This is a genomic window from Streptomyces anthophorae, from assembly GCF_049310305.1.
Lineage (GTDB): Bacteria > Actinomycetota > Actinomycetes > Streptomycetales > Streptomycetaceae > Streptomyces.
The window spans coordinates 5604173-5626705 of the sequence record NZ_JBLWQQ010000001.1 but is presented as its reverse complement, the minus strand read 5'-3'; the positions used below and the strand labels follow the sequence as shown (position 1 = coordinate 5626705).

Here is a 22533-nt window from a genome sequence, read left to right as displayed (position 1 = left end):
TTATACAGGCTCGGTCACGACCGGCTGGAGGAGGCGTCGCGGTTCGAGCAGCGCCCGGCTGACCGGGTCGGCGGGGTCGGGGTCGAGCCCGGCGCCCGGCAGCATCTCGACGTCCTCCGGTTCGACGGGCGCGCCCCCGCACGTCGCGCACTCGCCGACGACACCGAGCGGCGTGCCGCACACGGCGTGCCGGAACTCGCGCATCGGCAGCGATCCCGGGATCTCCCGGCCCCACGCGCCGAGCGCCCGCACGGCGGGCCACAGCCCGCGCCCGTGTTCGGTCACGACGTACTCGTGGCGCGGCGGCGACTCCTGGTACTGCCGCTTCTCCAGGACTCCGGCCGCGGTGAGCGCCTGGAGCCGGGTCGCGAGGACGGCGCGCGGGATGCCCAGGTGCACGAGGAAGTCGTTGTAGCGCCGCACGCCGTAGAGCGCGTCGCGCACGACGAGCAGCGTCCAGCGTTCGCCGACGATCTCCAGCGCGCGGGCGAGCGAGCACTGCTGCGACGCGTAGTCCTTGCCGAGAGCCATGGCCCCACTGTAGCCACTTTCCGGCTTTCCAGTTCAATGACCGAACCTACCGTGCTACGTTCATCGGACCCGGTGAGTTCATTCACTGAACCTAAGTCCGCATCTGAGACTGGATGGGTCCACCCATGCCACAGCCCCAGCCCGTACGCACCCAGGCGCCGCGCGGCACCGCCTCCCCGGCGACGCCGCCGCCCCGCCCCGTCGCCACCCTCGCCGTCACGAGCGCGGCGACGGCCGTGGCCCTCATGACGTACACCGCGCCGATGATCACGCTCGCCGACACGGCCGCGTCCCTGCACACGGGACTCTCCGCCCAGGCCTGGCTGCTGAACGGCACCCCGCTCGGCCTCGCCGCGCTGCTCCTGGTCGCGGGCAGCCTCGCCGACGACTACGGGCGGCGCCGCGCCTTCGTCCTCGGCACCGCCCTGCTCGCCGTCACGACCGCGCTCGGCGCGCTCGCCACGAACACGCTCCTGTTCACGCTCGCCCGGATCGCGCAGGGCGCGGCGTCGGCCGCGATCCTCGCCGCGAGCCTGGGCCTGCTGGTGCACGCCTTCCCGAGCCCGGCGGGCCGGATCAGGGCCACCGGCGTGTGGGGCGCGTTCGTCAGCGGAGGCATCGCGCTCGGCCCGGTCCTCGCGGGCGCGGTCACCGACCTCGCCGACTGGCGCTGGGCGTACGGGGCGCTCGGCCTGGCCACGGCCGTCGTGGCGGTCCTGGCACCCCGCGCCCTCACCGAGTCCCGGTCCCCGCGCGGCGGCCGCCCCGACCTGCCCGGTGCCCTCACCCTCGGCCTCGCCCTCGTCGCCCTCCTCGCGGCACTCACCCTCGGCCGCGACGGCTGGCTGCGCGCCCCCATCGGCGCCCTGCTCGCGGCGGCGGCCGTACTGCTCGCGGCGTTCGCGGCCATCGAACGCCGCACCCGCACGCCGATGATCGACCTGTCCCTGCTGCGCCGCCCGCTCTTCCTCGCGTCGACGACGGGCGCGTTCTTCACCGGCTTCGCCGTCGTGGCGCTCTTCTCCTACGTCCCCACGCTCGTGCAGCACACGATGGGGGTGACCGCGATGGGCACGGCGGGCCTGTTCGTGCTCTGGTCGGGGACGTCGTTCGTGGTGGCGCTCCAGGCGAGGCGGCTCGCGGGCCGGATCTCGCCGCGGCACCAGCTCGCCGCCGGTTTCGCGCTGCACGCGGTGGCCGTGGCGACGATGCTGGGCGCGGCGGGCTCGGGCGACTGGAAGCGCCTGCTGCCGGGCCTCGTCGTCTCCGGGATCGGCAGCGGACTGCTGAACGCCGCGCTGCCGCTGCTCGCGGTCGACTCGGTGCCGGCCGACCGGGCGGCGATGGGCTCGGGCGCCAACAACACGTCCCGCTACATCGGTTCGGCGGCGGGCGTGGCCCTGATGATCGCGGTCGCCACGTCGACCGGGACCACGCGGCACGCCCTGGACCAGGGCACGAACGCGGTGTTCGGGGTGTCGGCGGCGCTGGCGCTCCTGGCGGCGGTCCTGCTGCTCACGCTGCGGGAGCGGCGGCCGGCGCCCGAGCGGCCCTGAACCCGCTGCCGTTGCGGGGGTTCTCCCCACCCCGCACACGGGCGCCACTCCCATGGGCGCCCACGCCCCGGGTCCCTAGCGTGATCGGTGGGACCAGGCGGAGGGGACGAGGGACATGTGGAAGCTGGCCAGGCGCACCATCCGGTACCGGGGGAAGAGCCTCACGGCCACGTTCCTCGCGCTCTTCCTCGGCACGGTCACCGTGATGACCTGCGGTGGGCTGCTGGAGACCGGCGTACGCAACAACGCGCCCGCGCAGCGGCTCGCGCGGGCCGACCTCGTGGTGACGGGCGACCGGTCGGTGGCTCCGCCGGCCAAGGGCGACGACACCGAGGATCCGGCGATCATGCCCGAGCGGGTCCCCGTGCCCGCCGCGGCACTCGACCGGGTGCGGGGCGTCGAGGGCGTCCGCGCGGCCGTCGCCGAGCGGACCTTCGACGCGGCGCTCGTACGGGACGTAAGGGATTCACGAGACGCCGAGGACGTACGGGACGGGGCGGGCCCCGTGAAGGCGCAGGCGCACGGCTGGGCCTCGGCCGCCTTCGCGCCGTACGGGATCGTCGCGGGCAGGGCGCCGGCGCGGGACGACGAGGTGGCGCTGGACGCCGGAACGGCTCGGGCCGCGGGCGCCGGCCTCGGTGACGAGGTGCGGATCGCGGCCGGGGACGGTACGCGGAAGTACACCGTGAGCGCGGTGGTGAACACCGCCCGGCAGCTGGACCGGGCGGCGCTGTTCCTCTCCGACGACGCGGCGCGGGCGCTCGCCCCGGCGGTCGCGGACATCGCCGTGACGACGGACTCCGGCACGGACCTCGGCGACGTACGCGACCGGGTCGCCGCGGCGCTCGACGGGCAGCCGCTCAAGGTCGTGTCCGGCGACGGCAGGGGCACCGTCGAGTTCCCCGAGGTGCTGACCGGCGGCAGCGATCTGGTCGCGCTGGCGGGGGCGTTCGGCGGCATGACCACCATCGTCGCGATCATGGTGGTGTCCGGGACGGTCGCACTGTCGGTGGGGCAGCGGCGCCGGGAGTTCGGGCTGCTGCGGTCCATCGGCTCGACGCAGCGCCAGCTGCGGCGGATGCTGCTGACCGAGACGCTGATGGTCGCCGTGGCCGCGGCGGGCGCGGGCTGGTTCGCGGGACCGCCGGTGGGCCGATGGCTGTTCGGCGAGTTCCAGGACACGGGCTTCGTCTCCGACTCCGTGACGTACGCGCAGGGCTGGATCCCGGCCGTGGCCGCGGGCGGTGCGCTGCTGATCACCGCGCTCCTCGGCGGCTGGATCGGCGCCCGGCGCGGGGTGAACGTCAGGCCGGTGGAGGCGCTGCGGGAGGCCGAGGTGCAGCTGCGCTGGGCGCACCCGCTGCGGATCGTCCTGGCGGTCCTGTTCCTGTCCGGGGCCGCCGCGCTGGCGATCCTCACCGTCCTGCTCTTCGACGGACCGATCGCGGGCAGCACCGCGGGACCGACCGTGCTGTGCGCCGTCATCGGGTTCGCGCTGCTCGGACCGGGTCTCACCAAGCTGATGGCGTGGCTGATCGGCGGCCCGGTGCGCTGGTTCACCGGAGCCGGCGGAAAGCTGGCCGTCTCGCACGCCCGGGTCCGCGCCGTCCGCATGGCCGCCGCGGTGACGCCGCTGATGCTGGCGACGGGCGTGGCGACCGGCAATCTCTATCTCCAGACCACGCAGATCGAGGCCACGAATGCGGCGTACGCGGCCAACCTCCGGGCGGACGCGGTGCTTTCACCGACGGCGGGCGGGATCTCCGACGCGCTCCTGGCCGAGGTCCGGCGCACCAAGGGCGTCGAGGCGGCGAGTGCCTACGCCACGAGCACGGGCTTCATCGACGGTGCGACCGGCGAGGACGGCATCCCACTACAGGGCGTCAGCGGGCAACAGGCCTCACTCACCACAGCCGTACGACCGGTCGCGGGCAGCCTCGAAGAACTCGACGGGAACACCGTCGCGCTGACCACCGAGCGGGCGCGCGAGCTGCACAGGACGGTCGGCGACAGCTTCACGCTCCGCCTCGGCGACCGCGGCGAGGTCGACGTCCGTATCGTCGCGCTGTTCAAGGGCCGCCCCGGCTACGAGACGGCCTTCCTTCCCGCCGACCTGCTCGCGTCCCACACCGATCCGGGCCGGCCCACGCAGATCCTGGTCCGGGCCTCGCCCTCGGCCGTCGCCGGTCTCGCGACCCTCGCGCCGGGCCTGGACGTCACCGACCGCGAGACGCTGATCGAGGCCCATGCCGAGGACGCGCGGACCCAGGCCTGGATCAACTACCTGCTGATCGCGATGATCGTGGCCTACACGGTGCTCGCGGTGGTGAACAGCCTGGTCCTCTCCGTCGGCAGCCGCCGCCGGGAGTTCGCGCTCCAGCGGCTGGTCGGTTCCACGAAGGGCCAGGTCATGAAGATGCTGACCATCGAGTCCCTGATCGTCGCCGCGATCGGACTGCTGCTCGGCACGGCGGCCGCGAGCACCTCGCTGGTCCCGTTCGCCCATGCGGCGGCGAACACCTGGATGCCGTCCGGGCCTTGGTGGATCTACGGGGCGATCGTGGCCGGCGCCGTCACGCTGTCACTGGCCGCGACGCTGCTGCCAGCCTGGTCGGCGCTGCGCACGCGGCCGGTGGAGGCGGCCGGGGCGCAGGAGTAGGAGCGGCCGGCCCGCCTTCGCGGACGACCTGGTCGTCCTGGACTCCGCCGAGCGGCTACCCCGCCGCCCCGACCGGATCCCGGGCCAGCACGTCCTCGTCCGCCCGCTCGTCCCGGTCCGCCGGGAACGCGTACGTCACCACCAGCGTCACGGCGAGATTGGCGGCGAGGGCGACGATCCCGGCGTTCATCCCGAACACCGGATCGTGCCCGCTGAACACGAGCCCGCACACGATCCCGACCCCGACGACGAGCCCGCTCACCGCCCCGGCGAAGCTCAACCTGCGCCACACAAGACCCACCAACAGCATCGGCACGAGCTGCGCCATCCCCTCGTACGAGATGAGGGACAGCCGTACGAGGGTGTTCGGCGCGGCATACGTGAGGACCAGCGCGAGCGACCCGGCCACCACGACGACGACCTGCGCCCCGGTCTTCTGCGACCGGGAGGCCCCCCGCCACCGCGGCACGAGGGAGAAGACGCTGCTCCCCCACATCGTCCCGATGACCAGCATGAAGACGGCCATCGGCACGATCGACGACAGCGCGGCCGCGACCCCGACGATCCCCACCACCCACGCGGGCAGCGAATCGACGACGAGCTTGAACAGCGCGAGATTCGAGTCGGCCCCGGTGAGCCCCGGCACGACGAACAGGGCCGCCATCCCGAGGAACATGGGCACGAACAGCAGCACGTTGTACGCGGGCAGCCACATCGCATTGCGCCGCAGCGCGTCGGCGCTGCGCGCGCCCAGATACCCGGCCACGGTGGTCGGGAAGATGACGACGGTGAGCGCGTTCAGGAAGGTCGTGGTCGCGAACCACCCCTCCCCGTAGGGCGATCCGCCGCTCCCGGGAAGGGTGAGCCAGGCGCTCTTCTCCTCGACGAGCCGGTCGAGGAACGCCCCGTAGCCGTCGAAGTAGTGCAGCGGAACGTAGAAGGCGAGAAAGGCGAGCGTGACGATGACGAGCAGATCCTTCATCACCGACACCCACGCGCTCCCGCGCAGCCCACTCACCACCACGAACAACGTGGTGACGGCGAAGCCGATGAAATAGGCCCAGTTGAGGCTGACGGCGCCGTACGAGATCGTCGAGACGACGACGCCCATCCCCGTGATCTGCAACTGGATGTACGGGAGCAGGAACACGGTGACGAGGACGGCGACGGCGGCGCCGAGCCACGGCCTGCGGTACCGGTGGGCGACCATGTCGGTGATGCTCACGAGCCCGTGCCGGCGCGCGTAGGACCACAACAACGGCCCGACCACGTACCCGATGGCGTACCCGCAGGACATATAGGCGACGACGTACAGCACGGGGGCGCCGTAGTTGTACCCCCACCCGGCAGCCCCCAGGTAACTGAAACTGGTGTACCCCTCCCCCGCCATCAGCACCCACACGAACACGGCCCCCAGCGAGCGCCCGCCCACGGACCACTCGGCGAGCCCGCCGCCGCTGCCCCTGCCGCGCACGGCGAGCAGCCCGAGGGCGACGGTGGCGACCATGAAGGCGCCGAAGAGGGTGGTGGCGACGGCGGCGTTGCTCATGACCGGCCCCGCTTGAGCCGCTGGTCGCCGCGCCAGGTGAGCCAGGCGGCGAACGGGGTGACGAGCGTGGCCCCCAGCAGCCACACGAACAGGAACGGCAGCCCGAACACGACGGGTTCGACGCGGTTCACGAAGGGCAGCGCGCCGATGTAGAGCACGAAGGGGACGAGGAGCCAGAGCAGATGGGGCCGTTTGATCACGAAACGGCAGCCTATCGGGGGTGTGCCCGGCCATCGCGGACGCATGGCGGCTACCTGGGACGCATGGCGCTGAGCTTCCCCCACACCACGAGCCGGTACTTGGACGTGAACTCGGGCGTACAGGTGGTGAGGGTGATGTAGTACCCGGGCTCCCCGTACCCGGCCCCCGGCACGACGCGACTGCGCGGCACAGGGTTGATGACACCCCCGTCGCCGGCCGAGGTCTGCGCGAGCGTCTTGTCGACGACGTACGTGTACGAGGCCGCCTTCGTCTCGACGGTGAGGGTGTCGCCGCGCCGCAGCCGGTTGATGTACCGGAACGGTTCGCCGTGCGTGTTCCGGTGCCCGGCGAGCGCGAAGTTCCCGGCACCGCCGGGCTGGGCGGTGTCCGGGTAGTGGCCGACGTAGCCCTGGTTGAGGACGGCCGACTTGCTGATGCCCTGGGCGACGGGTGCGCGCAGGCCGAGGCGGGGGATGCCGAGGATGGCGTAGGCCTGGTCCCAGTCGGGCCGGGGCGCGGGCTTGGCGGGGGCGTCGGGAGCGACGGAGGGATCGTCACTCGGGGCGTCGGTGGGTTCGGCGGTCCCGGCGGCGGGTTCGGTGGAGTCGCCGGGGTCACTCGACCCTCCGGACCCGGCGGCCGGCCCGTCCCCCCACTGCTGCTCCAGTGCCTGCACCTGATGGTCGGCGCCAGCCCTGGCCTGCCGATTGGTCCACCACAACTGGTGCACGACGAGCAGCAGCACGACGAGGCCGAGGGTGACGGCGGCCTCGGCGCCGTTCCAGAGCAGGCGGCGGGCGGTGGACCTGTGGGCCCGCCCTTGAGTGACGACGGCGGGCCGGTCGGTACGCATCCGGGGCATACGTTGCAGCAGCACGCGCGCAAGATAGATCGCGGCGCGCGAAGTCACCAGAGGCAGGGCGCGGGGAGTAGGGGGGTCCGGGGTACGCGGTGGCTGCGGGGTGGCGGGGTACGGGGTGGCGGCGGGGTGGCGGGGTACGCAGAGGCCGCGCGGGGCGGCGGGGTACGCAGTGGCGGCGGGGTGGCGGGGCACGCGGTGGCCGCGGGGCGGCGGGGTACGCGGTGACCGCAGGGCGGCGGGGTGGCGGCCATGCGTGCGATGGCCGGGTGTCCGCGACCCGATCGGGCGGGTCCGTGCGAAAGCTTCCGGCAGTACGGTGTCCCCCATGCGCCCCGACACCCCTGCCACGCCCGCAGAGAACGCCGAGACCGACCGTGCGAGCCACGTCGCGGAAGCCGAGCGCCTGGAGCGCACGGCGGCGATGTACCCGGAGGACGCGGAGCACCTGCTCCTCCAGGCCGCGGCCCACTACGAACTGGCCGAGGCCCGCGACCGCGCGACCACCCTCTACGACAACCTGCTGGCCGCCGACTCCCCCCAGTCCCCCGCCCTGATCCGCGCGCTCAAGGCGGCGAACCTGTGGGAGTACGGCCACGAGGCGGAGGCCCGGGCGATCATCACGGGCGTCCGCACGGCGGCGCCTCGGGACCCGGCTCCGTGGGTGATCGTGGCGGAGTCCCTGGAGGCCCACGACGAGCTGGAACAGGCCCACGACACGTTCACGGAGGGCCTGGAACTCCTGGTCACGGACTCGGAGCGGGAGACAGGAATCCCCCTGCCGAAACACCCCCTGCTCCTCGGCCGCCACCGCGTGCGCCGCATGCTCGGCTCGGACCACGACGCGTGGGACGCCCTCGCCGACCAGGCCAACCGCACGCCGGTCTCCCTCGACGAACTCCACGACCCGAAGCGCACGTGGGCCCTCGGCTCGGAGAACCCGGCGGAACTCCAGGCCGAAATCTCCCGCCTCCGCGCGGAGTTGGGCACGTACCGGGAGGCCCTGTCCCGCCCGTTCCCGGTGGCGGTCCTCCACTGGCCGTCGTCGGAGTACACGGAGCTGTTGTCGGCGTATCCGAGCCTGTCCTCGGAATACCCGTCGTACGAGGCCCACTTGGCGGCCACGGAAGCCTCCCTGCGAGAACTCTCCGCCTCCGGCACGGCCAACCTCGGCATCGTCACGGGCACGGTCCCGTCCTACGAGGCCTTCGCGGCGTCGGAGGGTTCTTCCCCGGAGGACGTCTCCCTGCTCCCCCAGTACGCGACGACGCTGGCGGCGCGGGGTCGCGCGGTGGCGTGGCCTCCGGCGGCGGGGGCGGAGTGCTGGTGCGGGTCGGGGGTGGCGTATTCGGGGTGCCACGGAACGGCCGGCTGACGACCAAGGGCCCCGCACCATGCACCACCCCGTCCCGTCCTCCGCCGCCGTCTCGGCGCGCATGAGCCGCCAGGGCTCACGCGACACCACGCCCGAGGTGGCGGTCCGACGCCTCCTGCACGCCGCCGGCCTGCGCTACCGCCTGAACGTCCCGGTCCCCGGCATGCCGCGGCGCACCATCGACATCACCTTCGGCAAGGACAAGATCGCCGTCTTCATGGACGGCTGCTTCTGGCACGGCTGCCCCCAACACGCGACGAAGCCGAAGGCCAACGCCGAGTGGTGGCGGAACAAGCTCGACAAGAACATGGCTCGCGACAACGAGACGACGCGGCACCTCGAGGCGGCGGGCTGGACCGTGCTCAGGTTCTGGGAGCACGAGGATCCGGCGGAGGTGGCGCGGGTGATCGCGGAGGCCCGCGAACCCACCGTAAAGAGGACTTAGGTCCGCTTGTCCGCCCCGTGCCCTACCGGCACCATTGGGCGTACGTATGTGTAGTGACCACGAGGCGAGGCAATGACCACGGACTGGCAGTTCGACGTGCCCACCGCAGGGAGCAAGCATCTCCCGCCCGACGCGCGGTACATGGAAGCACTCAGCAGCCAGGGATACGGCTTCGAGGTCGCCATCGCGGACCTCGTCGACAACTCCATCGACGCCGGCGCCAAGGACGTGGTGATCCACTTTCTCAGGGACGGCGATCAGCTCGTCAACCTGCTCGTCGTGGACGACGGCAAGGGAATGAGCGACGAGGACCTGGACGTCGCGATGACGGTGGGCGGTCGCCGCAACTACGCCCCCAGGGCTCTGGGCATGTTCGGTACCGGTCTGAAGTCCGCGTCCCTCAGCCATGCCTCCGCCGTCACCGTCGTCAGCACCACCAAGCGCACCCGGACCGCCGGCCGTCGCTGGCTGATGCAGCGGGCCGTCTCCGGCTTCCAGTGCGACATCGTCGACCCGGACTACGCGCAGAACCTGATCGACCGGTACGCGGACCGACCCATCGTCTGGCAGGGCACGGTCGTCCGCTGGGACGGCGTCAAGGACTTCCCGAAGCACGGCGGGGGCGGCCAGACCGACCGCTACCTCCACCGCACGATCAACAAGCTGGGCCTTCACCTGGGTCTTTACCTCCACCGGTTCCTGGCCCGCGACGACTTCAACATCACCATCGCAGTGGAGGACGTCCGCAACGGAACGGTGTACCTGGACTTCGGCGTCCAGCCGCTCGACCCCTTCGGCTACCCGGTCAGCGGCCACCCCGACTTTCCCCGCCGCTTCGCGGCCGCGCTCCCCTCCTCCGGCGAACTCACTCTCGACGCCCACATATGGACGCCCAAGTCCAACCTCGACGAGTACAAGGCGGTCGGCACCGTCCTCGACCGCCAGGGCTTCTACTTCTACCGGCACGACCGCCTGGTCCAGGCCGGTGGCTGGAACGGTTTCCGTCAGCCCGAGCAGCACCTGTCACTGGCCCGGATCGCCGTCGATCTCCCGGACCACGATGCCGGCGACGTCTTCCGCCTCACCGTGAAGAAGTCCGGTGTGGAGGCCTCGCCGGAGTTCGCCACCGCCCTGGAGAAGGCCGCGGACCCCGCCGGCCACACCTTCCTGCAGTACCTCGCCGACGCCGAGGGCACCTACCGCGAGGCACGCAAGCGTTCCGGCACCACCCGCAAGGCCGTCGTCCCGCCGGGCAAGGGCCTCGACCCGACCGTCCGCGAGACCATCGCCGAGGAACTGCCCGCGATTCCGTACGAGGACCCCGTACAGCTGCGCTGGCAGAAGCTCGCCGACAACGGCACCTTCTTCGAGATCGACCGCGAGAACCGCACCATCGTCCTCAACCAGCACTACCGCGCCGCCATCCTCGGCGGCCGTCGGGGCGGCCTCAACGACGCCCCCGTCCTGAAGTCCCTCATGTACCTGCTCCTCCACCAGGTCTTCGAGAAGGAGTACAGCGGCAGCCGCGAGAAGGACAACCTGCAGCTGTGGCAGTCCGTGCTCGTCTCCGCGGCTCGCGCGGAACTGGAGCGTGTGGGGGACGACGATGACTGAGTCGACCGGCGCCCCGCGCCCCTCGGTGTCCTGGTCCGAAGTGTCGGGCTATCTGGACAGGGGTCAGGCCACCACGTTCCCGCTGGGCACCTCGCCGTCCGTGGAGTACGTCGTGGGCCACGGCGGCGATCACATCGCCCTGCACGTCGGTCTGCAGTCGCGACAGCGGCCACCGCGCACCAACCTGCCGATGATCCGCATCGACCAGATCCGCGAGAACGGCGCGCGCAAGGCTCGCATCGAAACCACCGACCCGGCGCTGCTGCGCGACTTCCACGACCTGCTCACAGCGATCGCCGACCGCATCGTCACCCACGGCCGCACCCTAGACCAGGCCTTCGCCGAAACGGTCCGCGCCTGGACAGCGCTGCTCGGCCGGACCCGCGAGCTGTCCACAGAGAAACGAATCGGCCTGCTCGGCGAGCTGACCGTGATGCGTGCGCTGGCGGCCGCCCACGGCTGGGAGAAGGCCGTCACCGCCTGGACGGGCCCCGCAGGCGAGGAACACGACTTCGGGCTGCCCGGCTACGACGTCGAGGTGAAGACCACCGCGAGCGAGGAGCGCCGGCACGCCGTGCACGGCCTCGGTCAGCTCGATCCCGCGCCCGGCCGAGCCCTGTGGTTCGTCTCGCTGCAGCTCACTCGCGGCGGCGCCGAGGGCGTGACCCTCGCCGACACTGTCGCCGCCGTGTCCGTCGAGATCTCCGAGCACGCCCCCGCTTCACTCGCCCGTCTCGAGCGCGACCTCGCGACGATCGGCTGGTCCCGTACGCAGGAGGACGACGAGCGCTGGGTGGCCCGCTCGACCCCGCTGGTCCTGGACTCCCCCGTACTGCCGCGCCTCCCCCTCGCCGCCGCCCCTCCCGAGCGCATCGGCTCGGTCCAGTACGTCATCGACGTCGGCGGACTGGCCCCCACCACCGAGCCGCCCGCCCCGCTCACCGACCTCCAGCTCCCGTCCTGACCCTCCTCGGAAGAAGCCCTCCCGTGCACGACGACATACGCCTGGCCCTGCACACCGCCGCCCTCTCCGGCATGCGCGACAGCCGCCCCAAGCGACTGGAACGCGCGCTGGCGTACCACGCCGAGGACGAGGGCCCCGAGGCCGAGGCCCACACCACCGAGGACGACTTCCGCGCCGCCCTGTCAGCCGCCCACTCCTCGGACCCGCTGGTCTCCCTCTGGCGCCGGGACCTCACGGCCTGGGACTACGCGGAGGCCCCCGCCTGGTCCGACGCCCCTCCCCGCAGCGACGCACGCCGTGCGGACATCCACCGGTTGCTCGGGCTCACCGAGGACACCGCCAAGCTGCTGTCCGCTCTCGTCCCGGTGGCGAAGGCGGAGGCCGCGGTCGTCATCGCCGACGAGCACACGCCCTGGTACTCCCCGCAGTCCCAGGTCGGCCGCGGCTGGTACTGGCCGGCGTACCGCAGGCTGCTGTCGGACAAGGGGTGGCCCGACCACGCGGTCGCCGGCCTCGACGCCGCGTCCGACCAGGTCGTGGAGCGTCTCGCCAACCCCACCCAGGAGTCGGCCTACCAGTCCAAGGGCCTGGTGGTCGGCTATGTGCAGTCCGGCAAGACCGCCAACTTCACCGGTGTCATCGCCAAGGCCGTCGACGCGGGGTACCGGCTGGTCATCGTCCTCGGCGGCACCCTGAACCTGCTGCGCGCCCAGACCCAGCGGCGCCTGGACATGGAACTCGCCGGCCGCGAGAACATCCTGCGAGGGGCCGCCGAACACGAGTCGGACTACGCGGACGATCCGGCCTGGGCCAAGGGCAAGTTCCTCTCGCACGGCGGCCTGCCCTCCGCTCTCGGTGGCTTCGACATCGTCCGCATGACGACCCGGGACAACGACTACAAGTCCCTGCTCCAGGGCATCGTGGCCCTGGAGTTCGAGAAGCAGGAACCGGCCCTCCCCCTCTACGACCCGCGCAACCTGCACCGTTCCTCGGCCCGCCTGATGGTCGTCAAGAAGAACAAGACGGTGCTCGGCAAGCTGGTGAAGGACCTGGGCAAGATCAAGACGCCGCTGTCGGAGATACCGGTCCTGATCATCGACGACGAGTCGGACGAGGCGTCCGTGAACACGGGCAAGCCCGACGCCGACCGCACGGCGATCAACGAGAAGATCTCCGAACTCCTCCGCATCCTCCCGCGTGCCCAGTACGTGGGCTACACGGCGACGCCCTTCGCGAACGTCTTCGTGGACCCGAGCGACACCGAGGACATCTTCCCGAAGGACTTCATCGTCTCGCTCCCCCGCCCCGACGGGTACATGGGCGTACGGGACTTCCACGACCTGGATTCGGTAATCCCGCCGGAGGAACGCACATACGCCAACTCCAACGAGAAGGCCCACGTCCGCGACATCGTCCTGACCTCGGACGAGGACGACACAGCCCTCCAACAGGCAATGGACATGTTCGTCCTCACGGCAGCCATGAAGCTGTACCGCGAGGACAAGGGCGGCCTGGGCGACCGCTTCTTCTCGCACCACACGATGCTGATCCACGAGTCGGTCCGCACTGCGGAACACCGCGAACTCCTGGGCCGGGTCACACAGTTGTGGTGGAACGCCGGCTACACGGGCTCCCGCGGCCACGACCGCCTGCGCGAACTCTTCGAATCGGACGTCCGCCCCGTCTCTCACGTCCGCGCGGAGGGCCACGCCGTCCCCGCCTCGTACGACGAACTGGCTCCCTACATCGGCGCGGCCGCGATCCGCATCGGCGGCGACGACCAGCCGATCATCGTCGTCAACGGCGACAGGGACATCGAGACCGGCGAAGCCGACTTCGACAAGCGCAACATCTGGAAGATCCTGATCGGCGGCCAGAAACTGGCCCGCGGCTTCACGGTGGAGGGCCTGACCGTCACCTACTACCGCCGCCGCACCAACAACGCCTCGACGCTGATGCAGATGGGCCGCTGGTTCGGCTTCCGGGGTGGGTACCGGGATCTGGTGCGCCTCTACCTCGGGCGTGAAGAGGTCATGGGCAAGAAGGACGTCGACCTGTACGAGGCCTTCGAGGCGATCTGCCGGGACGAGGAGACGTTCCGGGATGAACTGAAGCGGTACGCGGCGGCGGACCTGGTCGACGGCCATCCGCAGGTGACGCCGGCGCAGGTGCCACCGCTGGTGTCGCAGCACTTGAGTTGGCTGAGGCCCACCAGCCCGAACAAGATGTACAACTCCCGCCTGGTGGAGGTGCGTTCACCGGGTCGCTGGGAGGAGCCGACCGCCTACCCGAAGAAGGCGACAGACCTCCGGCACAACACCCAGACGTGGTCCCCGGTCCTCGACCGTCTCGACAGCTCGGGCACCTTCGCGTATCGCTTCCCGGAGGTCGGCCGCGTCCACAGGTTCGACGCCCTCCACGGCCTGTTCTCCCCGGGCGAGATCCTCGACGTGTTCCGCACGCTGCGCTGGCTCCCCGGCGACCAGTTCGGCCCTCACCTCGCCTACTTGGAGCAGATGAGCAAGGACCCCGAACAGCTGGCGGACTGGCTCGTGGTCGCCCCTCAGCACACACGTACGGGCAAGCGGCTCACGCTCGGCGACCGCGGCCACCAGTACTCCTGGTTCGGAGTGGAGCGCCGCCGCGACCCACTGTTCGGCGCGATCAGCAACCCCCGACACCGCGCCGCACTGCTCCGCGTCGCAGGCTCCCTGCCGTCGAGCGACGACCCGACCACAGAGCAGCTGGCGACCGAACGGCGTGGGGTGATCGCGCTCTATCCCATCGTCGAGTCGGCCAACTCCGAGACGATGTCCGAGACATCGCCGGCCGACCCCTCGAAGGTCGTGATGGCCTTCACTTTCATTGCGCCGACAACGGCTCGCGGCGACGACGGGCGGGTGATTCGCTTCACCACAATCGACAGCTCCCGTGAAGGTGCGGCCATCATCGACACGAGGTGACAACGGTGGACTGTCGAAACGAGGAATCAAGGGGACGGGTGGCAGAGTGAGCGAGTTGACGTTCGTCGACGTCTGCAGCGGGGCCGGTGGCCTTGCGCTGGGCATGGAACAGGCAGGGCTGCGCCCCCGACTGTTGCTCGACAACGATCCTCTGGCCTGCGAGATTCTCCGCCTCAACCGGCCCGACTGGCCGATCGAAATGGCGGATCTGCTGGACTTCGACCCGGCCGAGAACAACGAGGTGTACGACGTCGACGTTCTGCTCGCGGGAGGGCCGCGGTTTCGTTCCGCCGCGACCGTCCAGCGCGCGTCGGACGACGAGGCTGTACGGATGTTCCGGGCAGCCATGTACCTCACCCCGGCCGTACGCCCCAGGGTGTTGGTGATCGAGAACGTCCCCGCCATGGTGGAGTCGGAGGAATTGGCGGCGGTACGCGAACTGGCCCACGCGGAGCTCGAGCACCTCGGGTACCAACTGCACTGGACAGTATTGAACGCGATGCACTTCGGCGTACCCCAGGATCGCAGAGTGGGCCTCCTCGTCGCGGTTCACGCGGACGTCGCGGACGCGTTCCAGCTGCCGGAGGCCACCGTTCCTGAACCACTCACCGTTGGTGAGGCGCTACTGGATTCCATGGCCTCGCGCGGCTGGTCCGACGCAAGTAGGTGGGCGTCCCAGGCCGATCAGGTGGCACCCACGCTCGTGGGCGGGTCCACTGTGCGCGGCGGACCCGACTTCGGTCCGCGTGGCTCCCAACGCCGTTGGCAGCGGATGGGGGTGTACACCAAGTCGTACGGTGACAGCCCGCCCGGCCCGGACTTCGTGTGGGACCCCGCCCTGGGGCCCGGTGGCCTGGTGCGCGTCACCGTGGAACAGGCGGCACTGGTCCAGGGCTTCCCGGCGGACTGGCGGTTCACCGGCGGCAAGACGAGGCGGTACGGCCTGATCGCCCAGGCATGCCCGCCACCTGTGAGCACGGCCCTGGGGAGGGCGATCGAAACCGCTCTGCGACGACCGTCACACCGGTCCGCCGGCTAGAATCCAGTCCGTACCGCCTCCCTCAGAGCAACGGAATCCACTGTGCCTGAACAACGATTCAAGATCCTCGACCTTTTCGCCGGGCCCGGCGGATTGGACGCAGCGGCACACTTCCTGGACATTCCGAGCCTGGGTGTCGAGTGGGACAAGAACGCTTGCCTGACGCGTTACCGAGCCGGGTTGAACACCATCCATGGAGATGTCTCCGAAGTACGCAAGAAGCGCTTCTCGGAGATCCCGGAGGAGTTCAACGTACTGACGGGCGGCCCCCCTTGCCAGTCCTTCTCGGTCGCCGGCAAGGGGCGGGGGCGGGGTCAGATCGAAGACCTCAAGAAGCTCATGAATCTCATGAAGGCACTGGTCGACGACCACGAGAATCCCGAGATCGACCGGGACCTCGAGAAGCTCGACCCCCGCGCCGCCCTGGTACTGGAACCTCTGCGTTGGCTGTTGAAGCGAAACGCCGAATACGGAAAGCCGTACGATGCGATCGTCCTGGAGCAGGTACCGACCGCACTCCCCGTCTGGCATGAATACAAAGAGATCCTGGAAAGCCTGACCGGGGAGCTCGAATACGAGTGTGCCGTACCGCACGTATTGCGCACCGAACGCTACGGAGTTCCGCAGACCCGACAGCGAGCCATCTTCATCGCTCGGCGGAAACGTGCCAATTTCGGTAGCGTCCCCGAACTGCCCAAGGGGCCCTTCCGAAGCTTCGATCCACGGGCGCCGTACGAACGGTCCGTCGACGTACCCGTACAGGAACAGACCCTGTTCGACTCCCACCCGGACCCGGACGAACCCCAGCCCTGGCGATCCATGCACAACGCCCTGCAGGCGGCGGGCCCGTTCCTGCCGCACCCGGAAGGGACGACGGCACTGCCGGAGAACTTCGTCGTGGTCTCCAACTACGGCTCCGGTGGCGACCCGAAGAAGCGCGGCAGGCGTTCCAGCCACTTTCCGGCGTTCACCGTGACCGGGAAGGTGTCACGGAATGTCATCCTGGTCGACGGGGATGACCACCGCCGGTTCAGCATCCCGGAAGCCGGTGCGCTGCAGACCTTCCCCGGGAACTATCCGTGGGCCGGAAACGATCAGTCACAGCAGGTCGGAAATGCCGTACCACCGGTGTTCGCGATGCACGTTCTCGGCGCGGCGCTCGGGGTGCCCCTGCCGAAGGACCCGGTCGCGGCCGCACTCAAGTGGGAGCCCGCGACCGAGGAACGGGCCGCGGAACTCCGCACGCGAGGGTGCGGAGATAGCGACGAATGCACCGACCGCTGCCCCCCACCGGACGACGTCAAGAAGAAGTGACCCCTTCGCCGTCACTCTCCTCGGACTCGTCACCCTGCTTGCCGTCACGGACAGGCGCGTCCTTGAAGAGGTCGGCGAAGATCTCCGTGAGGGTGTCAGTCGATCCCTTCGGCACCGGAGGCTCGGCCGGGCCGACCGGGAGAACGACATCGCTGAGGATGGTGGAGTCGTGTCGGATCCAGTCGGCCACAGCGCCTGCGTCCCGTTCGATGTCCGGCGCAATCGCCTCGTAGGACAGGGTCATGGCCGCCGCGTTCACAACGGTGCAGAGGGCGTTGACCTGACGACCGTTCGAGACAACGCCTCGGTCCAAGAGAGCTGCGACGGCCTGGGCAACCGGACGGTGGTCCATGACGTCCAAACGCAGGGCCGTATTGAGCATGTCCTGCTGGTTCTTGCAGATGAGCGCCACGGGCCGATAGTCGTCACCGTTTCGGAAGAGTTCGGCTGCCCACCAAAGACGTGCGAATGCCTGCTTGTAATGCAAACCCTGGAATCGAACAGGATCGATCCTTCCTGTCCCTCCGTGCCGCCACTCCACATAGTCCGGAGCCACTACTAGCCCGATGTAGGCCCAGAGTTCGGGATCCGCGGCCTCGGAACGGGTCAAACGCAGAGTCGCATGCAAACGCGGCGCAAGCCATTCATCGGCCACTGTCGGCTTATCGTTTCGACACTGATGCATGACACGATCAACCAACGAACGGACCGGCTCAGCACGGAATCGCTCTTCCTTCGGCAGCGGTCGCGCCAGATCCAAAAGGTCAAGCGTCCGCGGGTTCTCCGTGCCCGTCAGCAGCCCCTCGGTGAGGTGCTCCGCGACAGTCTCCGCGTCCAGCAAACCGACGAACTCTGGGGTGTAGGAGGGTTTTTTGATGGTCACTCCGACTCCTCACGGTCGATCTTTTCCAATGCTCTGACGGTCTCACGGACGGCCTTCGCGAGGCCGGCGCGCTCCTGGGCCGCGGCCTGAATGCGGGACTGGAGCTCTGCCCAACCATGGTCACCTGTCCGACGACGGTGTACTTCCCGCAGCGCTTCGCCGGGGGCGAGGTCGGGCACGACAGTCTGGAGCATGTCCCTCAGCGCCTCACCCCGCCAATCCGTGGGGAACAACGGACTGCCATCGTCCTCGTCGAACTCCAGGTCACCGAGAGCGGCATGGAAAGTGGCCGTCCACATGGCCTCGCCGAGTTGCGCCAAGAGGAGGCCTCCGACGATGCCGGCCGGACTGTCTCCTTGGGCATCTAGCAGCTCAGTGAGACGCTCCATGTCCGTGTTTAGCCGGACCTCCGGCCGACTCCCGGCTGCGTTGATCGACCAGGGAAGATCCGCCATGTTTCGCAGCCAAAGCGGAGAGCGGGAAAATGCCGTCTCCCGGACGCTGAACGTCTCTCCTCGCTCCGGCTGAGCAGCACGTACGTCGACAATCCAGTCCTCGGCGGGCTCCGCCAGAATCCGGCCTCTAACGCCTCCTACCGTGCCGATGACCTGAACGGTGAGAGCGGCCCGGTGAAAAATGTCGGTCCGTAGGACATCCAGGTCACCAGTCCATTCGGTGAGTTCCCCCGTGGGTCGCAGCAAGCTGGTGGAGCGGAGGTTGGTGGCGCCTTCGGTGAGAACCGCGAGCACCTTCACTTCGCTCCACGGCTCGCCGGCAGCGGTCGCCTTCGCGGGAATCGTCACCGAGACCCGCAACCGGGCCGTGGTCCAGTCGACAGTGTCGGCGGATCCGAGGGCTGTCGTGCGGTCGGCGGAGACCGCCACGTCGAGGTGCTCCCAGTCGCCGTCGGCGCCCTTGACACTCGCGGCCTGCACGCGCAACGCGACCGTACCCTTGAGCGTCGGGTACGGGCGGATGACCCTCGCCATCAGTGCTGCTCCTTCTCACCAGTGCGCAGTTCCACGACGAGACCGCTTCTGCTCGCACGGACAGGGTGGGTGCCGGGGTCGGTGACTGCCCGGAAGGTGGCTCGCCGGGCGCCAGGCACAAAGGTCAGCAGTCCGTCCTCTTCCGACCAGACGCACCCTTCAATGGCTTCGACACTCTCCCAGGAGACGAGCGGAGCGCTGCCGGAACGCACGGCGAACCGGGCTGTCGGGACGGCGAACACGGCCTCGGGCACGGAACCCGGCCTGATCTCCCCATAAACCTCCCAGGCACCCGAATCGATCGGCTTCGCCTCCACGGTGTCCAGAGCCGGTGCCGTGGGCGCGCCGCGTCGGGAGCGTGAACGTGCCGCGGGCCTCGTGGGTTTCGCCATCGCCTTCTTCAACCGCTCGCCCCCCGCCGGTCGTTCGGCCATAGGAACGGTGACCAGGTCCTTCACCACAGCATTCGCATCGCGGATGAGCGTGGCGATCCGTCTGTGAGCCGAGTACGAGTAGCGTGCCGCCAGTTCCTCCGTCTGACGCCACTTGTTGTGCTCCGGCGGTTCGGAAGCGCGCAGGAACCGCTCGGCGGCAACTGCTCCACGCGCGCCCGGTCCTGCGGCCAGTCCAAGCAAAAGAACAGCTTGGAAGGGGCGTACGTTTCCCGGCAGCGCTGGGACATGGCGGTCCCGGACAACCATGCGATTGCCGCGCATGGCAACCAGGCGTTTGTGCCGATCGTCGCCGTCGTCGGCACGGGTCACCAAGAGCACCGCGTCATGCGGTTCACCACCGGCGCCGCCTCCCTCGAGCGGCACATTCATGGGGATCGTGGCCATGGCTACATCGTCGGCGTGCGTACGCCTTTCGACTGTCGTCCCGTTCAGGAAGGCCCTGACGGCACGTGTACGGGAGGGCTGCTCAGTCTCCGGGTCGACTTCCTCGGCGGGCATGATCTCGACCCCGTCACGGAGCACCCGGACCGAGGCCTGCAGCAACGGAGCTTGTCCACCGCCCCCAGCCATCGCCGCCCAGAAGTTGCGTCCCAGCGCCTTGAGCAGGCGGTCCCGCATGGCGAGCACGGAAGCACCCTCGTCCTCGTCCCCGGCTTCATCGGAGGTCCGCTCATCGAAGGAGGCCATGTCATAGGCGCCGACGATAAGGAAGGAGGTCCCCGGTTCGTCGGTGTCACGAGCGAGATGGAATCGCTCGAGCTCATCGTCCTCGGCCCACCAGGATCGGGTGATCTCCCCTCGCGGCGATTCCGGATCGGGGTGACCGAACCACGCCGGGCCTGCGAGCGCCTCGTCGCCCACCTGCCTCCAGGGCAGGTCGAGACGACCGACGACGCGGTTCCGGGTACGCCCCTCATGCGGTTCGGAGAGCGTCGAGTTGATCAACACGAGACCCAGACGGCTGGTCCCCCAGACGGTGGCCTTACCCAACCCGTAGGAACCGCCGGCAGTGGGTCCCGACTCCTTGCGACTGTCCAACTGCCGGCGAACGACGGCGGAGAAGCGACCGTCCGCGTAGTCGTCACCGGTGAGACCGGCGGCGTTGTAGTCGTCGACACGCAACAGCACCAGCCGTTGCCGTTCTCGCATGTCACGCAGCCCGGCGGCCACCACCCGACCGACCTTCTGGTCCTGGTCGGCAACTGCCTCGTAGTGTGGCAGCAACTCGTCCCAATGTGCGGCGTCCAGAAACTGCTGCAGGTGCTGGCCCGTCAGCTCGTGCAACGTGTAACGAACCTGCACCGGACGGCCCGTGTCACTCAGCCGCTCGTCCAGGCTGTTCTGACAGGTCTCGCGCGCGAGCACCTCGACATCGGGATCGAACGCGAACGCGGCCGCGTTCCCGAACTCCCGCCCCCCATCCTCATGGCCGGGCCGGTGATACCAGACAGCCTGCGTCGCCCGGTCCTGTCGCCCTACAGGAAAGAGCGCCTTCACCTCGACCAGGAGGTCCGGGCGCGGCACCGAACGGTTGTCGAGCCAAGCCGATACAACTGCCCGCGTAACGCCCAGACGTCGCGCCAGCTCGTCCCGGTCCACTCGGTTGTCGCGCATCTGCTCGGCAAGCCATCTCCCGAACTCCGAATCCCCCGAAGCGACGTCCACCGGCATGTCCGAAGCCTTTCGAAGGTCTACTTTTCCAGTATTTTTCTGGATATTGGGCCGAGCCCCCTCGGCCTTTGCGTGTCGACGCCCCTCTGCAGGGCCGTCCGGGTCCAGGCCCACGTGACTCCTCATGTCCTTTATGGATTTCTTCTCTATCTGGCGAATACGTTCCCGCGTAACACCGAACCGCCGACCGATCTCGTCCAAAGTCCAGCGCTCACCGTCCACGAAACCGTACCGAAGGAGGAGTATTTCGATAATCCGCCCAGAGAATCCACACGCCATGAATATTTGAAAAATCTCTTCACGGTCGAAACTGGAACGGAGAACAGACTCCGGTCCTGGAACCGGACGGGCCTCATCGACCACCAGATCCCCGAGAGTGGAGCCTTCCCCCACGGGCAACTCGAACGACACCACCGTCCTGCGCGCCAACCTCAGGCACTCCACGACCCGTTGGGGGCTGATTTTGCACGCCAGAGCCAAATCATCCACATTCGGCTTTTCGCCTCGGTTCAGAAATTCGCGCTCCATCCTGCGAACTTTATCCAACCGCTCCCACATGTGAACGGGAATGCGAATGAACGACCCTTCATTCACAACCGCTCGACTGACACTCTGCCGAATCCACCACGTCGCATATGTCGAGAACTTGCAACCAAGCGAGACGTTGAACTTCTCCACCGCCCGTATCAGACCCGCCATTCCATGCTGAGCGAGGTCCGCGTATGCCGAGGCCGTCTCCCTGTAGCCCAAATTTTGGAGAATCTTGTGAACAAGGCGCTGATTGTGCAGGACCATCGCACTGAAGGATCTGTGGGCCTCGCTGTCTCTCGACAGCCCGGCCGCGTAGCCCGAGGGCAGCGACTCCGACGGCGACCTCTCCGCCCGGAACAAGAGGCACAGCCCCACCTCCTCCTCGGGACTCAGGAGCCGGTCCTCCGGGGCTCTCCTCCTGGCGTCGGCAGCGATCACCGCGCGAGCCGCACGCCTCGCCTCATCGTGATCGGCAACCCGCACGGTGCCTCGGAGCGACTCGAGGTCCGGAATCTCCTCCGCCTCTTCCTCGGACACCTCGAAGTCGTCAGGCGGCCCGTCGACGCCAACGTCCTCCGCGGTCGCGTCGCCAACGTCCTCGATGACTTCATTGGGGAGGTCCTGGTCGCCATCGACGGGCTCAAGACCAGCGTCTGCTGCAGCAACAAACTGGTAGAGCTCCTGCGCCTGCGCCGCATCGAGTCTCGCAGCCTTCACCACCTGCCACAGAGCGACGCGGAGCCCAACGCCCTCGGCCGTGAATCGCCGGACGAGGTCGATCAGAGTCGCCCAACCACCCTCATTCTCAGGCTTGTTGGCTGAGCCAGTCCGCCCCGTTGCCATCGCTCCCCCGCACTCCGCTCCAGCTCCCCCAAGTTCACCATCCATCCAGCACTTGCCGCCAGCACTTCCCCACGAAGGCCTGCGACAACGCG

At 69.2% G+C, this 22533-nt stretch carries 16 protein-coding genes; 9 read left to right on the top strand and 7 right to left on the bottom strand.

The genetic code is table 11. The annotated features are described in order from the left end of the window. Nucleotides 1–531: a winged helix-turn-helix transcriptional regulator gene (locus ACNYS0_RS25630; RefSeq protein WP_422476807.1), complete on the bottom strand. Its 531-nt coding sequence runs from the start codon at nt 529–531 to the stop codon at nt 1–3. A 125-nt stretch (nt 532–656) separates the two neighbouring features. On the opposite strand from ACNYS0_RS25630, the gene ACNYS0_RS25625 reads away from it, so the two are divergent. Together ACNYS0_RS25625 and ACNYS0_RS25620 are read left to right on the top strand one after the other, a co-directional pair. Then, entirely contained in the window at nt 657–2087 is a 1431-nt protein-coding gene (locus ACNYS0_RS25625; RefSeq protein WP_422476806.1) for an MFS transporter, read from the top strand. A gap of 115 nt (nt 2088–2202) precedes the next feature. Further along, entirely contained in the window at nt 2203–4746 is a 2544-nt protein-coding gene (locus tag ACNYS0_RS25620; protein WP_422476805.1) for an FtsX-like permease family protein, read from the top strand. A 55-nt stretch (nt 4747–4801) separates the two neighbouring features. Here ACNYS0_RS25620 and ACNYS0_RS25615 read toward each other — a convergent pair whose 3' ends face one another. The 3 genes from ACNYS0_RS25615 to ACNYS0_RS25605 are packed head-to-tail and all read right to left on the bottom strand — an operon-like array spanning nt 4802 to nt 7349. Beyond that, entirely contained in the window at nt 4802–6295 is a 1494-nt protein-coding gene (locus ACNYS0_RS25615) for a sodium:solute symporter family protein (protein WP_422476804.1), read from the bottom strand. After that, nucleotides 6292–6540, bottom strand: a complete 249-nt coding sequence (locus tag ACNYS0_RS25610) for a DUF3311 domain-containing protein (RefSeq protein ID WP_422476803.1) — start codon at nt 6538–6540, stop codon at nt 6292–6294. The genes ACNYS0_RS25615 and ACNYS0_RS25610 overlap by 4 nt, the downstream gene beginning before the upstream one ends. Before the next feature lie 5 nt (nt 6541–6545). After that, nucleotides 6546–7349, bottom strand: a complete 804-nt coding sequence (locus ACNYS0_RS25605) for a class E sortase (protein ID WP_422482777.1) — start codon at nt 7347–7349, stop codon at nt 6546–6548. A 334-nt stretch (nt 7350–7683) separates the two neighbouring features. On the opposite strand from ACNYS0_RS25605, the gene ACNYS0_RS25600 reads away from it, so the two are divergent. From ACNYS0_RS25600 to ACNYS0_RS25570, 7 genes are all read left to right on the top strand, one after another. Then, the gene (locus tag ACNYS0_RS25600; RefSeq protein WP_422476802.1) at nt 7684–8730 is read left to right on the top strand and encodes a tetratricopeptide repeat protein; all 1047 of its coding nucleotides are present in this window, start codon (nt 7684–7686) and stop codon (nt 8728–8730) included. A 19-nt stretch (nt 8731–8749) separates the two neighbouring features. Next, a complete protein-coding gene (locus ACNYS0_RS25595) occupies nt 8750–9175 on the top strand; it encodes a very short patch repair endonuclease (protein WP_422476801.1) in 426 nt (141 codons plus the stop codon). A gap of 72 nt (nt 9176–9247) precedes the next feature. After that, entirely contained in the window at nt 9248–10789 is a 1542-nt protein-coding gene (locus tag ACNYS0_RS25590) for an ATP-binding protein (protein WP_422476800.1), read from the top strand. After that, complete coding sequence (locus ACNYS0_RS25585; protein WP_422476799.1) at nt 10782–11753, top strand: PD-(D/E)XK motif protein; 972 nt, start codon at nt 10782–10784, stop codon at nt 11751–11753. Before ACNYS0_RS25590 ends, ACNYS0_RS25585 begins: the two co-directional genes overlap by 8 nt. A 71-nt stretch (nt 11754–11824) precedes the next feature. Continuing rightward, complete coding sequence (locus tag ACNYS0_RS25580) at nt 11825–14716, top strand: Z1 domain-containing protein (RefSeq protein ID WP_422482776.1); 2892 nt, start codon at nt 11825–11827, stop codon at nt 14714–14716. 46 nt (nt 14717–14762) lie between these two features. Beyond that, nucleotides 14763–15755 (top strand): DNA cytosine methyltransferase, encoded by a 993-nt coding sequence (locus tag ACNYS0_RS25575; protein WP_422476798.1) that lies wholly within the window; start codon nt 14763–14765, stop codon nt 15753–15755. A gap of 42 nt (nt 15756–15797) precedes the next feature. After that, nucleotides 15798–17069: a DNA cytosine methyltransferase gene (locus ACNYS0_RS25570; RefSeq protein ID WP_422476797.1), complete on the top strand. Its 1272-nt coding sequence runs from the start codon at nt 15798–15800 to the stop codon at nt 17067–17069. Here ACNYS0_RS25570 and ACNYS0_RS25565 read toward each other — a convergent pair. The 3 genes from ACNYS0_RS25565 to ACNYS0_RS25555 are packed head-to-tail and all read right to left on the bottom strand — an operon-like array spanning nt 17056 to nt 22441. Then, the gene (locus tag ACNYS0_RS25565) at nt 17056–17952 is read right to left on the bottom strand and encodes a DUF6339 family protein (protein WP_422476796.1); all 897 of its coding nucleotides are present in this window, start codon (nt 17950–17952) and stop codon (nt 17056–17058) included. The genes ACNYS0_RS25570 and ACNYS0_RS25565 overlap by 14 nt on opposite strands. Continuing rightward, on the bottom strand, nt 17949–18941 hold the full coding sequence (locus ACNYS0_RS25560; protein ID WP_422476795.1) for a hypothetical protein: 993 nt from the start codon (nt 18939–18941) through the stop codon (nt 17949–17951). Before ACNYS0_RS25560 ends, ACNYS0_RS25565 begins: the two co-directional genes overlap by 4 nt. Next, nucleotides 18941–22441, bottom strand: coding sequence for a sigma-70 family RNA polymerase sigma factor (locus tag ACNYS0_RS25555; RefSeq protein WP_422476794.1), 3501 nt, complete (start codon nt 22439–22441; stop codon nt 18941–18943). The genes ACNYS0_RS25560 and ACNYS0_RS25555 overlap by 1 nt, the downstream gene beginning before the upstream one ends. Nucleotides 22442–22533: the final 92 nt, after the last annotated feature.

Excerpts from the sequence above, each read along its gene's own strand:
- ACNYS0_RS25590 (WP_422476800.1), top strand. The coding sequence starts at position 9,248 with ATGACCACGGACTGGCAGTTCGACGTGCCCACCGCAGGGAGCAAGCAT.
- ACNYS0_RS25580 (WP_422482776.1), top strand. The coding sequence starts at position 11,825 with ATGCGCGACAGCCGCCCCAAGCGACTGGAACGCGCGCTGGCGTACCAC.
- ACNYS0_RS25560 (WP_422476795.1), bottom strand. The coding sequence starts at position 18,941 with ATGGCGAGGGTCATCCGCCCGTACCCGACGCTCAAGGGTACGGTCGCG.
- ACNYS0_RS25630 (WP_422476807.1), bottom strand. The coding sequence starts at position 531 with ATGGCTCTCGGCAAGGACTACGCGTCGCAGCAGTGCTCGCTCGCCCGC.
- ACNYS0_RS25625 (WP_422476806.1), top strand. The coding sequence starts at position 657 with ATGCCACAGCCCCAGCCCGTACGCACCCAGGCGCCGCGCGGCACCGCC.
- ACNYS0_RS25600 (WP_422476802.1), top strand. The coding sequence starts at position 7,684 with ATGCGCCCCGACACCCCTGCCACGCCCGCAGAGAACGCCGAGACCGAC.
- ACNYS0_RS25555 (WP_422476794.1), bottom strand. The coding sequence starts at position 22,441 with ATGGCAACGGGGCGGACTGGCTCAGCCAACAAGCCTGAGAATGAGGGT.
- ACNYS0_RS25585 (WP_422476799.1), top strand. The coding sequence starts at position 10,782 with ATGACTGAGTCGACCGGCGCCCCGCGCCCCTCGGTGTCCTGGTCCGAA.
- ACNYS0_RS25620 (WP_422476805.1), top strand. The coding sequence starts at position 2,203 with ATGTGGAAGCTGGCCAGGCGCACCATCCGGTACCGGGGGAAGAGCCTC.
- ACNYS0_RS25610 (WP_422476803.1), bottom strand. The coding sequence starts at position 6,540 with ATGCGTCCGCGATGGCCGGGCACACCCCCGATAGGCTGCCGTTTCGTG.
- ACNYS0_RS25605 (WP_422482777.1), bottom strand. The coding sequence starts at position 7,349 with ATGCGTACCGACCGGCCCGCCGTCGTCACTCAAGGGCGGGCCCACAGG.
- ACNYS0_RS25615 (WP_422476804.1), bottom strand. The coding sequence starts at position 6,295 with ATGAGCAACGCCGCCGTCGCCACCACCCTCTTCGGCGCCTTCATGGTC.
- ACNYS0_RS25595 (WP_422476801.1), top strand. The coding sequence starts at position 8,750 with ATGCACCACCCCGTCCCGTCCTCCGCCGCCGTCTCGGCGCGCATGAGC.